Source organism: Streptomyces sp. NPDC001902 (assembly GCF_042891295.1).
GTDB lineage: Bacteria > Actinomycetota > Actinomycetes > Streptomycetales > Streptomycetaceae > Actinacidiphila.
On sequence record NZ_JBIATA010000046.1, the window covers coordinates 1 to 13,541 of the forward strand.

Sequence of the window (13,541 nt, forward strand, 5' to 3'; positions counted from 1 at the left end):
GCGCCCGCCGGCATGTTCACCGCGGACGACCAGGTCACCGTCCCGGCGCACGGCGAGGCGACGGTGAAGGTCACCGCCGACACCCGCCTCGGCGGCGACGCGGTCGGTCTCTTCACGGGACGGATCACGGCCACTGGCGACGGGCAGACCGTAGGCACCGCGCTGGCTGTGCAACGTGAGTCGGAGATGTACACCGTCACGGTGAAGCCGCTGGACCGCAAGGGCGAGCCCGCGCCCGCCCCCGCCTGGGACGTTCAGATGCAGGGCCTGTCAGGACCCGCGATGGGAGTCGGCGCCGTGCTGTACGGCGACACGTACTCGGTGCGTGTCCCCAAGGGCCGGTACTTCCTCAACAGCATGGTCCGGGTCGACCCGGCGGGTTCGAACGACCTCGGCGGTGACTGGTTCAACCAGCCCGACCTCGAGGTCAGCAAGGACACCGTGGTGACGGTGGACGCGCGCACCGCCAAGCCGCTCGACATCACCGTCCCCGACCGCTCCGCCCAGCAGGTATTCGGCTACTTCGGCGCAGGCGTCGAGCTGCCGGACGGATCCGGTGCCTACTTCGGGGTCTTGACCAGCACCCTCGCGAAGTACCGCACCGGCCACCTGGGCCCCAAGGTGGCCGCGGACGACAAGCTGAGCCAGAAGCTCGTCGCCAGCTTCTCCACCGGCGGCAACGGGCACGACGAGTACCACCTGGTGTACCAGCCGACCGGTGACAGGTACCTCACCGGCTTCACCCACCACGCCAAGTCCAGGGAGTTCGCCGAGGTCCAGGTGAAGCTCGGCGCACCCGCCAAGGGCAAGTTCGGATTCATCACGCCGATCACCGAGGGCGGTGGCGGCCGCGGCACCGTCCACGCCCTGCCCTACACCGGCACCCTGCATCTGCTCTCGGGGACCAACGCGTGGCAGCTGGGCTTCATGCAGGTCGACGCGAACGACTCCTATGAGACCCGCTATGACGCACTCACCAGGACCTTCAAGCCAGGACGTTCCTACCAGCACGTTTTCAACGTCGGTGTCTTCGGTCCCGATCTCCCGGAAGGCACCGGACTGCTCCGGGCCGACGAGGCGATCGACGGACGGCTTCCGCTGTTCTCGGACAGCGAGGGGAACATCAGCAACAACCGCTCACCGATCGAGAGCGCGCGAACGTCCCTCTACCGCAACGGTGAGCTCGTCAACACCAGCTCCAACCCGATGGACGTCTTCTACATCGCGGAGAACGAGCGGGCCGACTACCGGCTGACCGTCTCGGTCAAGCGCGGCACGGTCGCCGACGTCTCCACGAGCATGACCGCGAGCTGGACGTTCTCCTCCGAGTTCGCCCCGGGGATCACCAAGCTCCCCACCTCCGTCGTGCGCTTCACCCCCGCCCTGTCCCTCGACAACACGGGCAAGGCACGGGCGAAGGTGTGGGTCCCGGTGACCGTCCGCGGCACCGCCGCGGGCAGGAACCTCAAGTCCCTGAGCGTGTGGGCCTCCTACGACAAGGGAGCCCACTGGCAGAAGCTGAGCGTGTGCGACGGCCGGGTCCAGGTCACCAACCCCAAGGCCGGCGACAGCGTCTCGTTCAAGGCCCAGGCCGTGGACAAGCAGGGCAACACCGTCGACGAGACCATCGTCGACGCCTACCTGACGAAGTAGCCCACGCGCGGGCCGGAACAGCGGTACAAGGCTCGTGCCCTCCGTGGTTCCGGCCCGCGGACGTCGCTGCACCGACGGGCCCCGCAACGGCGGGGGCCTCTCCCGTCATGGCCAACGGGCGGCCTACCAGGCCACCAGGCTCGCCCGCGTTCCCAAAGGGTTGGCCGAAGCCCGTTGGGACGCGGCAGACAGCAGGTCACACCGCATCCCAGTGCTAAAGACGCCAAGAGCACCGCAGGGGACCGCGGCTGGCCATCGGCCGAGGTCGTGCGCTATTGGATGGCGCAGCGGTGTGGGTGTCCGGGGTTATCGGGGCAGGTGAAGATGTTGAGTTCGCCCCAGCGGCCCACGGTGATCTGGGTGGGGGTGGCGGTGTGGTCTAGGGGTAGTACCTGGTCCTCCTCCAGGGGCCGCCAGCTGCGGCTGCCGCCGTCCCACTCGGAGCTGTCGATGGTCAGCAGCAGGTGCATCGGTGTCGTGCAAGTCAGGCAGTCCATGGGGTACGGGTCGGTTGCGTGCCATGAGGCGAAGCCCCCCACGCGCCAGCCGGGCGGGATGGACAGGTCGTACTGGTAGGCGAGCTGCTCTTGTGTGGTCTCGCCTGCCGATTGCTCGCCCCCCTGTTCAAGGGCGTCTTCCCAGGTGTCGATCCGGGCGAGCAGTTTCTCGGGCAGCAGGCCGGCATAGGGGTAGGTGTCCACCTGCTCCGGATGGAGCACGCAGGGCTCGGGCACGAAGCCGTCGGACTCGACGACCAGCGGCTGTGGCGGCGCGGTCAGTACCTTGCTGACCTCCCGTGACCGCCGCCAGCGCAGATGCACATTGAGGTCGTACCGGCTTGGGCCGTGCGCGTTGAAGGGGCACCAGAACACTTGGAGTAGATCGCAGTTGCCCGGCCCGGCCGGCAGGTCGGGGACATCCCGCCGGTACAGCTGCGCGAGGCCGATCATCGGCAGCGGGTCGGCCTCGGATGCCCCGGGGATCCGGTGTTCGCGGTGCAGTTCGTGCAGGAGCTCCCGTTCTTCGTCTGTAGGGCCGGTGGCCTGTTCGCGGGCCCATGCAGCAGCCAGGATCTGCCGGTAGCGGTGGATGTCGGCTGGCCGTCGCCCCCGCCCGCGCCCGTGGGCCTCGTCGCATACCGGCCATGGCTCGTCCGCCGGCCACAGCATGGGACCGCCCACGGAACTGGCTGACAGGTCGGGTGTGCCCGGCCGTGGATGAAGCCGGGTTGTCGTCCCCCGCAAAGCGCCCAGCTCCGGGAAGAGCGCCTCGACAACGACAGGGCGCGGCGGCGTGGTCCTCATCATGGCCGCGACCTTAGACATCTGACAACCCCGGCCATCAAAGACCCCCGGCAGCGCCCCCTCGCACCGGTGCCGGCGACGCCTTTCCTGCCGGCAGAAAGCCGAAGGCTTGGGCTGCGCCCCGGCTCGGCCTCCCGTGGGCTGAGGCCGCAGGGCCAGATGCACCCTCACGCATCCCCAGGATGGTGTGCAGCCAGTCCGGATTGTCAGTGGTGGGGGCAAGGATGTTCGTGTCATGACGGGCGATCAGGGAGGGGCAGGCGTGAAAAGCACGAGGAGGGCCGTGGTGGCCGCGGTGCTGGCGGCCTTTGTGGTGGCTGGGGCGGGCCCGGCGATGGCGGTGGCTGCTGGTGCGGCCGGCATGACCGGTGCCGACGCTGTGGCGACGTCCGTGGCGGCTGGGGGACTTCTTCCGCGTCCGGGTCCGGAGGGTCTGGTGTGGGTCGAGGAATGGCGGGGCGATGGGGGAATGGTGTCCGGGGGAGCGTGGGAGGGACTGCCGACGGTGCTCACGGTTGCTTGCGAGGGCGCGGGCAGTGTGGCGGTGACGATGCACTGGCAGGGGGAGCAGGTAGCCGAGTTCCCGGTGGACTGTCCGGTCGGTAGCCCGGCGGTGGGTTCGGTGACGATGGATGCTGGTGTGGTGGGGTCGGGATCCTTCTCGGTGGGGGTTGACGCATCGGATGAGAACATCCGGTGGGCCCTGACGGTGACCCAGCCCGAATAACCCAGCCGGCCGGGCATCTCCTCGCAGCCGCAGCCGGAGGCACTGCGTGCGGAGGTGTAGAAGTCGTCGATGTCCCTCGCGGCGCGCTGGACCAGCTCGATCGCCTGCCGTTTGCCGTTGCGGGTTCTGGTGGCTCGCCCGATCGCGGTCTGCACGTCCGCGAATGAGCCGCGTGCCGCCTCGAGGGCAGCCAGCCTCTTCAGCGTGTGGGAGCGTCGGCGGGTCGGCAGGTCCAGTTCCGTGTCGCCTGGATACAGGTTCGAGGCCCCCTTGGTGCGGTAGGCGATCCGCTCGACCTGCAGCGCGCCGAACTGCGTGAACAACAGCCGGCGGCGTACCACTCCGTCGCTATAGGCAGATCCGCGGCACCTTCCGCTCACACCCACAAGCCCAGATCATCGAATCGCTGCCAGGCATGGGGACCATCCTCGGCGCCGAGTTCGTCGTTGCCGCGGGAGACCTCGCCTCCTTCGCCGACGCCGGGAACCTCGCCTCCACCGCCGGCCTCGTGCCCGTCCCGCGAGACTCCGGACGCCGCACCGGGAATCTTCACCGGCCAAACCAGCATCATGTCCAGCATGGGCACATCGTCGCTGGTGGCCGCCCAATGCAGCGCGGTCTCCGAATGCGAGCCTGCGAACGAACCGGCCTTCCAGATCTGCCCCTGCCTCGACCAAAGCCGTCACGACAGCCGGGCCGTTGGGGTAGTTGCCAGGTCAGTCCGTGGCCACGTGCAGCAGGGTCCGCGACATCCTCTCGTCGCCCAGCCGCACCGACGCCAGGCCCGGATGCTCCGACAGCAGCACGTGCAGCGCCGGGACATCACCTGCCTGGATGGCCTCCACCGCTGCGATCGCCAGCGGATCGTCCGTACTCATCAGCACCGCGTCACCCCCTCTTCCCTCCCTTGGGCACCACCTTTGGCACCCGTAGGCAGCAGACCCGGCGGTTGGTGAGCGGGCCGTCAGGCGATCGCGGCAGCACCGTTCGAGACCCTCCGGCAAGGGCAGAGCGATGGCGTCGCCCGGCAGGCAGGGCTTGGGCCGGCGCGGCTCGCGGACGCTAGCGCCACCTGGCCCCGGGCCGCCACCAGGGGCTGGGCAGGTGGGCGCGAGTCGCATGATCCGCAACGTCCATGCCACCCAGGTCAGGGCAACACCAGCAGCGACCAGCCCGGTCGACGGCAAAACCCCTGCGACCCCGCTGCCCACCAGCAGTCCGACAACCACCAGCCAAGCCGCAACAGACCGACGCAGGCGCCCGCGATAGGTGATGACAGTGCGACCGAGGCGGGCGACGCTGCGTGGCACCTGCCAGGTGGAACAGGGTGTGCGCTCACAACGCAGACACGACGAACAACGCGCGGACCGACGGGAACGACCTGTACCCACCGCCACCTCCAGGGCCTGGAGCCCGGTGCTGTGCTCACCATCAAGGGTGGGCTGGGCGTGGCAGGCCCCTCCCGGGGTGTTCTGTGCGTCGAGGATGACGAGGTTGAGACGACGCAGGTGGTAGCCGGAGGCGAGGCCCGGTCGGCCTACGCCGAAGGACGACCACCTGCGTCGTACGGATCACTTCTCGGTGCGGGCGAAGAGCAGCGCGACCAGGGCCAGGCCCACGACGCCGCCGACGAGTTGCATGCCGATGAAGCCGGGCACGGAGGCCGGGGCGATGCCGGCGAAGGTGTCGGAGAAGGCCCGGCCGATGGTGACTGCGGGGTTGGCGAAGGAGGTGGAGGAGGTGAACCAGTAGGCGGCGCCGATGTAGGACGCGACGGCGACCGGTGCGAAGTGCAGTCGCTGTGTGCGGGCCAGGCCGAAGATCAGCAGCACCAGGCCCGCGGTGGCGACGACCTCGCCGAGCAGCAGATGCCCGGCGGAGCGGTCGTGGGTGGACCACTTCACCAGGGGCTCGGCGAACATGGCATCGGCCAGGATCGCGCCGGCGATCGCCCCGACGATCTGAGCCGGTATGTAGGCGGCGGCTTCGCGGGCCGTGACGCCGTCCCCGCCCTCGCGGCGGGAGGTCCACCACTCGGCGAGGGTGACGACGGGGTTGAAGTGCGCGCCGGAGACCGGGCCGAGCAGGGCGATGAGCACACCCAGGCCGAAGACCGTGGCGATGGCGTTGGCCAGTAGTTGGACCCCCACGTCCTTGCTGAGCTCGGTGGCCTGGATGCCGGAGCCGATCACGATGGCGACCAGGGCGGCGGTGCCGACCAGCTCTGCGGCTGCCCGGCGGGTCAACGGGACACGCGGTGTGGGGACGACGGCGGGGGCGGGTTCCGCCGTGATCTCGGGGGCGGTCTCGGTGGCGCTCAACGGGACTCCTGTCGGCGAGGCGCGAGGGGGACGGGGATCAGGGGCAGGCGCGTTTGGTGTTGTTCTCGGCGGTGGCCCGCGCGGTGGCGGCCAGATCGGTGAAGGACCCGGCCAGGCTCTCGATGACCTCCGGCCGCAGCCGGTAGTACGTGAACCGGCCGCACGGCTCGGTCTCGACAACACCGGCCTCCCTGAGCACCTTCAGGTGGTTGGAGAGGTTGGTCTGACGGGCGCCCGTCTCCTCCACGAGATGCGTCGTGCACAGCGTCTCGCGGGCGAGCAGGCTCACGATCCGGAGCCTGAGCGGGTCCGCCAGAACCCGGATCAGATCAGTGTCGACTGACGTCAGCATGGGCTGATACTGTCACATCAGCCGGGGCTGATGCCAGCCCGGGCATCCCGTCGTAGACAAGAGAGACCACCATGTCCGACAAGCCCTCCGTGCTCTTCGTCTGTGTCCACAACGCCGGCCGCTCCCAGATGGCCGCCGCGTGGCTCACCCACCTTGCCGGGGACCGCGTGGAGGTCCGCTCGGCCGGCTCCGCCCCTGCCGACCAGGTCAACCCGGCCGTCGTCGAGGCGATGAAGGAGGTGGGCATCGACGTGTCGGCCGAGACCCCGAAGGTGCTGACCGTCGAGGCGGTCCAGGCCTCGGACGTGTGCATCACCATGGGCTGCGGCGACGCCTGCCCCGTCTTCCCCGGCAAGCGCTACCTGGACTGGACGCTGGAGGACCCGGCCGGTCAGGGCGTCGAAGCCGTCCGCCCCATCCGTGACGAGATCAAGACCCGGATCGAGGGCCTGATCGCCGAGATCGCCCCGGAGCCGAAGGCATGAGCGAGCAGGTCCGCGAGGTCATCGTCATCGGCTCCGGTCCCGCCGGGTACACCGCCGCGCTCTACACCGCCCGCGCCTCTTTGAAACCGCTGGTCTTCGAGGGCTCGGTCACCGCCGGCGGCGCGCTGATGCAGACCACCGAGGTCGAGAACTTCCCCGGTTTCCGCGACGGCATCATGGGCCCGGACCTGATGGACGACATGCGGGCCCAGGCCGAGCGGTTCGGGGCCGAACTCGTCCCGGACGACGTGAGTGCGGTCGACTTCAGCGGGGACGTCAAGACCGTCACCGACTCCGAGGGCACCGTCCACCGGGCCAAGGCCGTGATCGTCGCCACCGGCTCGCAGCACCGCAAGCTCGGCCTGCCGAACGAGGGCGAACTGTCCGGCCGGGGCGTGTCGTACTGCGCCACCTGCGACGGGTTCTTCTTCCGCGAGCACGACATCGCCGTCATCGGCGGCGGTGACACCGCCATCGAAGAGGCGACGTTCCTGTCCCGCTTCGCCAAGACCGTCACCATCGTCCACCGCCGCGACACCCTGCGCGCCTCCAAGGCCATGCAGGCGCGGGCCTTCGCCGACTCGAAGATCTCCTTCGCCTGGGGTAGCGAAGTCGCCGCCATACACGGCACCGACGGCAAGCTGTCGGGCCTGACACTGAAGGACACCAAGACCGGCGACACCCGTGAACTGCCCGTGACCGGCCTCTTCGTGGCCATCGGCCACGACCCGCGCACGGAGCTGTTCAAGGGCGTCCTCGACCTGGACGAAGAGGGCTACCTGAAGGTCGACGCGCCCAGCACCCGCACCGCGATCCCTGGCGTCTTCGCCGCCGGCGACGTGGTCGACCACACCTACCGCCAGGCCATTACCGCCGCCGGCACCGGCTGCGCGTCGGCCTTGGACGCCGAGCGCTATCTCGCCGCCCTTTGACGGTCGCGCGGACACTGACGGGCCGGCACCCGGTAGGAACGCCGGCCCGTCGAAGTCTTGGCCGACTGCGACCTGTTGAGGCCCCGTCATCCGTGTCCGACACCGTCAGGGCTCGGATCTTCCTCGGAAAGCCGTCCAGGGGCGTCCTCCGGGAGGAACCGCGTCTGCCCGATGTTGAGGGTGGAGGTCCGCGCGCGGGCACGGCGGTCGGCGCGCCAGATCAGCGGGGTTCCGACTGCGGCGGGCAGTAGCCAGTAGGCCACAGTGGGCAGCCGATCCCAGACCGGCAGTTGAGGACCGTTGTCCACGTAAAACGCGGTCAGCATCGCGACGTAGGAACCGCCCATGCCGATGATGTGCGCCGCATCGCCGGACCAGCGCCGACGCCTGGCCGTACGCCCGAGACCTGCCCCGGCGAACGCCACCGAGCCGATCAGGAACAGGTGGTAGTCCTCGCGCGGGCGCATGGCCGTCAGGGCCGTGGAGGTGGCGAAGACCGCGCAGATCGCCCAGAAGTACACACCGCCGAAATTGCTGTGTCGCCCGCCGCCCTTGCGCCGCACCAGCGCAGCCGCCGCTCCGGCCACCACGGCCACCAGCGCCGCCACCACGTGCACAGCCAAGAAGCCCAGGAAGACCGGCGAGGTCTCCGGCACGTGGATCCCGAAAAGGTCCATCCGTCGCCCCTGAGTAGTGTGGCTACCTATATAGGAACGCTACTGCTCGGTCTCTGGTCCGGGAAGCCCTGGGCGAGTAGCGTCACTACGCATGAGGGCAGAAGTACTGAAAGGTCACTTGGATGCCTTGCTGCTGGCCACGCTCGAAGAGGGCCCCCGGCACGGCTATGCGGTCAAGGAGGCACTGCGCGACCGCTCGGCCGGACGCATCGACCTGCCCACCGGCACCATCTATCCGGCGCTGCGCCGCCTGGAGGAGTCCGGTCTGATCAGCGGCACCTGGGACACCGACGGCCCCCGTCCCCGCCGCAGCTACACGCTCACCAAGGCCGGCCACGCCGCCCTGGCCGGCGAGCGCACCGGCTGGCAGGAATTCTCCGCGCTCGTGACGACCCTGTTGGAAGGACAGCCGTGGCCACGCCCCACCTGATCGGCGCCTACCTGGACGCTCTGCGCGACCGGCTGCCCGCCGACATCGCCACTGAACTGACCGACGGCCTGCTCGCGTCTTACGACGACCTCCGCGACCAGGGACTCGCCCCCGACGCCGCGGCCACGGTGGCCATCGCCGATTTCGGCACCCTCGAACAGGTCACTGCCGCTTTCGCGCACATCGCCCCTGGGCGCCGACTCGCCCGCGGACTGCTTGCCACCGGCCCCCTGGTCGGCGGCTGCTGGGCCACCGTGCTTGTCACCACGCCAACCTGGCGAACCATGCCCGCCGCCGCGCACGCGGCCCTGCCGCTGGCCCTGCTCGTCGTGGTCAGTGCGCTCGCGGTCGCCTGGCGAGGACCGTACCGCCGCATCCGGCCCGCTGCGGTCGTGGCCGGTACCGGCCTGGTGACTCTCGACGCCGCAGCGCTGACCATGTTCGCCCTGCTCGCGCCGACGCCCACCGGCCCCCTCGTGCTCGCGGCCACCGCAAGCGCCTGTCGGCTCGCCCTGACTCTGCGCGCACTTCCGCGCCTCCGCCCAGTCGCCTGACGTTCCCTCCACGCAGGGCGATCCTGTGCCCAGGGCCCGATGGCTGTACCTGGGTACCGGATGCAAGTCCCGTCCGAGCACCCGTGCACGCGGCCCCGACCGACAACCGGCATGCGCCTGCGGCAACAGGGAAGGCGGTCGCGTTGCCGGGCACAGCGAGGACTGCTGCGCCGCCCCGGCTGCAACTGGTGACGCCCTGGCGCGGACGGGCGCCAAGTCACGCGTTTTCGTAGATGGTAGATGGCGGGCGAGCGTGAACCTGAGGGCTGGTGCAGTGCGTGGCCCAGCTCGCGGAGACCAAACGCTGACGGCGAACCGGGCGGCTCGTCGGAGCCTCAGGCCGCCGCGGCGCCAGCCAGAAGCTTGCTCATCGCGGCCACTACCGACGGTTCGACGCGGTAGTAGACCCATGTGCCGCGTCGCTCGGAACTGAGCAGACCGGCTTCCTTGAGCTTCTTCAGATGGTGGGAGACGGTCGGCTGGGACACGCCGACGTCGGAGATGTCGCACACGCACGCCTCGCCGCCCTCGTGGGAGGCGACCGCGGAGAACAGGCGGAGCCGGACCGGGTCGCCGAGTGCCTTGAACATCTTGGCGGCCCGCTCGGCCTCCTCCGCGTCCAAGGGCCGTTCGGTCAGCGGCGGGCAGCACGGCACGACGACCTCGGAGTCCAGGACCGGCAGCAGCTCCACATTCGACATACGTCTATGTTGACATACGTCGAACTATAGAGGCGAGGGGCCGACCTCGCCGGCGCGGACAAAACGTCCGGCCGGTCCGTGGGCCGTGGCGGCACGGGCCCTGCCCGTCCCGCGCACCGCGTGCACGACCCGGCCATCACGGCGTCGATCCGCTCCACGGATGAATCTTCTGATTCTATGGATGTCTATGTTGACGTTCGTCGAAGCAACTGCAATCCTGGCGGCGCAAAGCATGTATCGACAGATGTCGAAACACCGAGGAGTCGTCGTGAACGCGCCTGTCACCACCGAGCTGCCTGTCGTCGTGATCGGAGCCGGGCCCGCAGGGCTTGCCGCTGCCGCCAACCTGGTGGAGCGAGGTATCGAACCCCTGGTGCTGGAGGCCGGCCCGGTCGCAGGCAGCGCGGTGCGCGAGTGGTCGCACGTGCGGCTGTTCTCCACCTGGGCCGAGGTCACCGCCCCGGCGGCGGAGAAGCTGCTCGCCCCCACCGGGTGGGTCCGCCCGGACGGCGCCACCTACCCGACCGGCGGCGACTGGGCCGAGCAGTACCTGCAGCCGCTCGCCGACGTCCTGGGCGACAAGGTCCGCTACGGAACCACGGTGACCGGGGTCTCCCGGGCCGGACGCGACCGGATCGTGGACGCCGACCGGGAAACGCAGCCGTTCGTGGTGCAGATCGCACACGCCGACGGCCGTGAGGAGCGCGTCACCGCCCGCGCCGTCATCGACGCCTCCGGCACCTGGGCCGTGCCCAGCCCGGCCGGCGGCAACGGACTGCCCGCCCTGGGCGAGAGGACAGCGGCCGACCGCATCACCTACCGCGTCCCGGACCTGAACGACCCTGCCGTACGCGCCCGCTATGCGGGCAAGCGCACCGCCGTGATCGGCTCCGGCGCCTCCGCCTTCACCGCCCTCGCCTACCTCGCCGACCTGGCCAAGGCCGACGACGGCACCGGCGCGCACGCCGTGTGGATCCTGCGGCGCGGCATCTCCGGTGACACCTTCGGCGGCGGAGCAGCCGACCAGCTCCCCGCCCGCGGAGCCCTCGGCCTGGCCGCCAAGGCGGCCGTCGACAACGGCCACGCCAACGCCGTGACCGGCTTCCGCACCGAAGCCATCGAACGCGACACCGACGGCCGCCTCGTCCTGGTCGCCGAAGACGGACGCCGCCTGGAACCCGTCGACGAGGTCATCGCGCTGACCGGGTTCCGTCCCGACCTGACGTTCCTGTCGGAGATCCGGCTCGGCCTGGACGAGCGCCTGCAGGCCCCGACCGCCCTCGCCCCGCTGATCGACCCCAACGTGCACTCCTGCGGCACCGTCTACCCGCACGGCGTGAACGAACTGTCCCACCCCGAGCAGGACGTCTACCTGGTCGGCATGAAGTCCTACGGCCGCGCCCCGACCTTCCTGGCCATGACCGGCTACGAGCAGACCCGCTCCGTCGCCGCCGCCATCGCCGGCGACCGCGAGGCCGCCGAACGCGTCGAGCTCACCCTCCCCGACACCGGCGTGTGCGGCGGTGCCGGCCTGTTCGACCAGCCCGACACCACCCAGGACGCAGGTGGCGGCTGCTGCGCTGCCCCGGCTGTCCTGCAGATCGGTGTCGGCGCCCCCGCCACCAGCGGCGGCTGCTGACCCCCACCCCGCAGGAGAGAAGAGGCACGTCATGTCCCGCGTACAGCTCGCCCTCCGCGTCCCCGACCTTGAGGCGTCCATCGCCTTCTACACCAAGCTCTTCGGCACCGAACCGGCCAAGCTCCGCGACGGCTACGCCAACTTCGCCATCGCCGAACCCCCGCTCAAGCTCGTCCTGTTCCAAGGCGAGCCCGGCGAGGACACCCGCATGGACCACCTCGGCGTCGAAGTCGCCTCCACCGACGACGTCACCGCCGCCACCCGCCGACTCGACCAAGCAGGCCTGGCCACCACCGAAGAGACCGACACCACCTGCTGCTACGCCCTGCAGGACAAGGTCTGGGTCCACGGCCCCGGCAAGGAGCCCTGGGAGGTCTACGTCGTCAAGGCCGACGCCGTAGACGTGAGCAACCGGCCGGCACCTGCTGCAGCACCGACGCCACCCCGGCCGAACCCCAGGCCACCGCACTCGGCGGCTGCTGCTGACCACGTGACCAACCTCCCATCACGCGCGGCCTGGACCGGAGAAGGGGGCCGGTCCAGGCCGCGCGCCGCCCTGCCCGCACTCTGCCTCACGTAGATCGCCGGCTGGGGCGCCGCCTACCACGCCTTCCCCGGCCCCGGCGGGGACTCGCACCCGGCCAGCACGCCCTCAACCGGGCGTCGGCGGTGGGACGCGCAACGCGGTCATACGCCGTCTCCTGCGGCTTCGGACCCGACTTCCGCGGGGCGGTCTCGGTGGCATTCCCGGAAGTGGGCGGCTCGCTTGGCGGATCGGGCAGGTTCTGGCGCCAGTGTCCTGGAGCGCCCATCCGCCGGACGACTGCAGGGCGGGGCCCTGATGGAGGGAGGACAGGGCCCCGCATGCGCCTGTTGATGTGTGACGGCATCTGGCGTCTGACCTCATTGATGCTGTCCGGTCTGGCCCGGCTGGCCGCCGGCCTGCTGATCGCACCGGTGACTGCACCGGTCGGGGTCTCGGGGGTGATCCTCCTGCTGCCGGTGCAGTTGAGCGTGCTCGGCGTGCCCAGCCCGGCGGCCACCCCGACCAATTTGCGTTCAACGTCGTGGCCGGTCCCGGAGCACTGGCCCGCTACCACCGTGACGGTCTGGTGCACGGACCGCTGACCCGCCGGCTGGTCCGCGGAACACTGCCGGGCGTCGTCGTCGGTGCGGTCATCCGCGTCATCGCCGTTCCCGGCCCCGCCGTCTTCCGCCTCCTGGCGGCAGCCCTGCTGCTTCCCCTGGGCACGTGGTTGCGTTCGCACGCTACGGCCCGCCCGGCGGGCGGCCGGGCGGCTTTCCGCCCGCGCCGTGACCCGCCTAGCCTTCGTGGTCGGAACCGCGGCGGGATCTACGGCATCGGCGGCGGCTCCATACTCGGCCCGCTTCTCGTGGCGCGTGGCATGCCCGTCGCGCAGGTCACCCCGGCCGCGCTCGCCTAGACCTTCGTCACCTCACGGGCAGGTGCCGGCACCTTCGCGTTGCCGTCGCTGGCCGGCTCCGACACCACTGCTCCGAACTGGTACCTCGGGCTGGCCTGCGGACTCGGCGGCCTCATCGGCGGTCACCTCGGCGCCCGGCTTCAGCCCTGATTGCCCGAGACCGCACTGCGTATGACGCTGGGAACCCTGGCCGCGGCTATCGGTGCCCTCTACGCCGCCCAAGCCCTGCACTGACCGTGTGTTCCTGCTGCTGAGACGGCGGCCACCACACCCCCGAAAATACCCCCCGGGGTATCTGTTACGGTGGTCAGTAGATACCCC

13 protein-coding genes and 3 pseudogenes are annotated in these 13,541 nt (G+C 70.2%); 9 read left to right on the forward strand and 7 right to left on the reverse strand.

The window, feature by feature from the left end:
- Positions 1–1,653: pseudogene (locus ACFYYN_RS41630) on the forward strand (hypothetical protein); the annotation flags it as partial.
- 272 nt (positions 1,654–1,925) lie between these two features.
- On the opposite strand, the gene ACFYYN_RS41635 reads toward ACFYYN_RS41630, so the two are convergent.
- Together ACFYYN_RS41635 and ACFYYN_RS41640 are read right to left on the reverse strand one after the other, a co-directional pair.
- Positions 1,926–2,960, reverse strand: a complete 1,035-nt coding sequence (locus tag ACFYYN_RS41635) for a hypothetical protein (RefSeq protein WP_500549944.1) — start codon at positions 2,958–2,960, stop codon at positions 1,926–1,928.
- Between the two features lie 243 nt (positions 2,961–3,203).
- Complete coding sequence (locus tag ACFYYN_RS41640) at positions 3,204–4,007, reverse strand: hypothetical protein (RefSeq protein WP_500549945.1); 804 nt, start codon at positions 4,005–4,007, stop codon at positions 3,204–3,206.
- Between the two features lie 29 nt (positions 4,008–4,036).
- Between ACFYYN_RS41640 and ACFYYN_RS41645 the strand changes: the two are divergent.
- Positions 4,037–4,255 (forward strand): annotated as a pseudogene (locus ACFYYN_RS41645) (transposase); the annotation flags it as partial.
- A gap of 145 nt (positions 4,256–4,400) precedes the next feature.
- On the opposite strand, the gene ACFYYN_RS41650 reads toward ACFYYN_RS41645, so the two are convergent.
- From ACFYYN_RS41650 to ACFYYN_RS41660, 3 genes are all read right to left on the reverse strand, one after another.
- Positions 4,401–4,562 carry a hypothetical protein gene (locus ACFYYN_RS41650; RefSeq protein ID WP_500549946.1) on the reverse strand — a complete coding sequence of 54 codons (162 nt, stop codon included), beginning with the start codon at positions 4,560–4,562 and terminating at the stop codon, positions 4,401–4,403.
- Positions 4,563–5,255: 693 nt separating this feature from the next.
- Positions 5,256–6,005 (reverse strand): aquaporin, encoded by a 750-nt coding sequence (locus ACFYYN_RS41655; RefSeq protein WP_500549947.1) that lies wholly within the window; start codon positions 6,003–6,005, stop codon positions 5,256–5,258.
- A 37-nt stretch (positions 6,006–6,042) separates the two neighbouring features.
- Positions 6,043–6,357, reverse strand: a complete 315-nt coding sequence (locus tag ACFYYN_RS41660; protein WP_500358350.1) for an ArsR/SmtB family transcription factor — start codon at positions 6,355–6,357, stop codon at positions 6,043–6,045.
- Positions 6,358–6,428: 71 nt separating this feature from the next.
- Here ACFYYN_RS41660 and ACFYYN_RS41665 point away from each other — a divergent pair, with 71 nt between their 5' ends.
- Positions 6,429–6,842 carry an arsenate reductase ArsC gene (locus ACFYYN_RS41665; RefSeq protein ID WP_500549948.1) on the forward strand — a complete coding sequence of 138 codons (414 nt, stop codon included), beginning with the start codon at positions 6,429–6,431 and terminating at the stop codon, positions 6,840–6,842.
- Positions 6,839–7,774, forward strand: a complete 936-nt coding sequence (gene trxB, locus ACFYYN_RS41670) for a thioredoxin-disulfide reductase (RefSeq protein ID WP_500549949.1) — start codon at positions 6,839–6,841, stop codon at positions 7,772–7,774. Before ACFYYN_RS41665 ends, trxB begins: the two co-directional genes overlap by 4 nt.
- A gap of 86 nt (positions 7,775–7,860) precedes the next feature.
- Here trxB and ACFYYN_RS41675 read toward each other — a convergent pair whose 3' ends face one another.
- Positions 7,861–8,451 (reverse strand): hypothetical protein, encoded by a 591-nt coding sequence (locus tag ACFYYN_RS41675; RefSeq protein ID WP_500549950.1) that lies wholly within the window; start codon positions 8,449–8,451, stop codon positions 7,861–7,863.
- Positions 8,452–8,542: 91 nt separating this feature from the next.
- On the opposite strand from ACFYYN_RS41675, the gene ACFYYN_RS41680 reads away from it, so the two are divergent.
- Complete coding sequence (locus ACFYYN_RS41680; protein ID WP_500549951.1) at positions 8,543–8,881, forward strand: PadR family transcriptional regulator; 339 nt, start codon at positions 8,543–8,545, stop codon at positions 8,879–8,881.
- On the forward strand, positions 8,863–9,435 hold the full coding sequence (locus ACFYYN_RS41685; RefSeq protein WP_500549952.1) for a hypothetical protein: 573 nt from the start codon (positions 8,863–8,865) through the stop codon (positions 9,433–9,435). Before ACFYYN_RS41680 ends, ACFYYN_RS41685 begins: the two co-directional genes overlap by 19 nt.
- Positions 9,436–9,770: 335 nt before the next feature.
- On the opposite strand, the gene ACFYYN_RS41690 is transcribed toward ACFYYN_RS41685, so the two are convergent.
- Positions 9,771–10,136: an ArsR/SmtB family transcription factor gene (locus tag ACFYYN_RS41690; RefSeq protein WP_500332056.1), complete on the reverse strand. Its 366-nt coding sequence runs from the start codon at positions 10,134–10,136 to the stop codon at positions 9,771–9,773.
- 268 nt (positions 10,137–10,404) lie between these two features.
- Here ACFYYN_RS41690 and ACFYYN_RS41695 point away from each other — a divergent pair, with 268 nt between their 5' ends.
- The 3 genes and pseudogenes from ACFYYN_RS41695 (at position 10,405) to ACFYYN_RS41705 (ending at position 13,454) form a co-directional block, all read left to right on the forward strand.
- A complete protein-coding gene (locus ACFYYN_RS41695; protein ID WP_500549953.1) occupies positions 10,405–11,775 on the forward strand; it encodes an NAD(P)-binding domain-containing protein in 1,371 nt (456 codons plus the stop codon).
- 31 nt (positions 11,776–11,806) lie between these two features.
- Positions 11,807–12,355: an ArsI/CadI family heavy metal resistance metalloenzyme gene (locus ACFYYN_RS41700; protein ID WP_500549954.1), complete on the forward strand. Its 549-nt coding sequence runs from the start codon at positions 11,807–11,809 to the stop codon at positions 12,353–12,355.
- Positions 12,356–12,684: 329 nt separating this feature from the next.
- Positions 12,685–13,454 (forward strand): annotated as a pseudogene (locus tag ACFYYN_RS41705) (TSUP family transporter).
- The last annotated feature ends 87 nt before the right edge of the window (positions 13,455–13,541 follow it).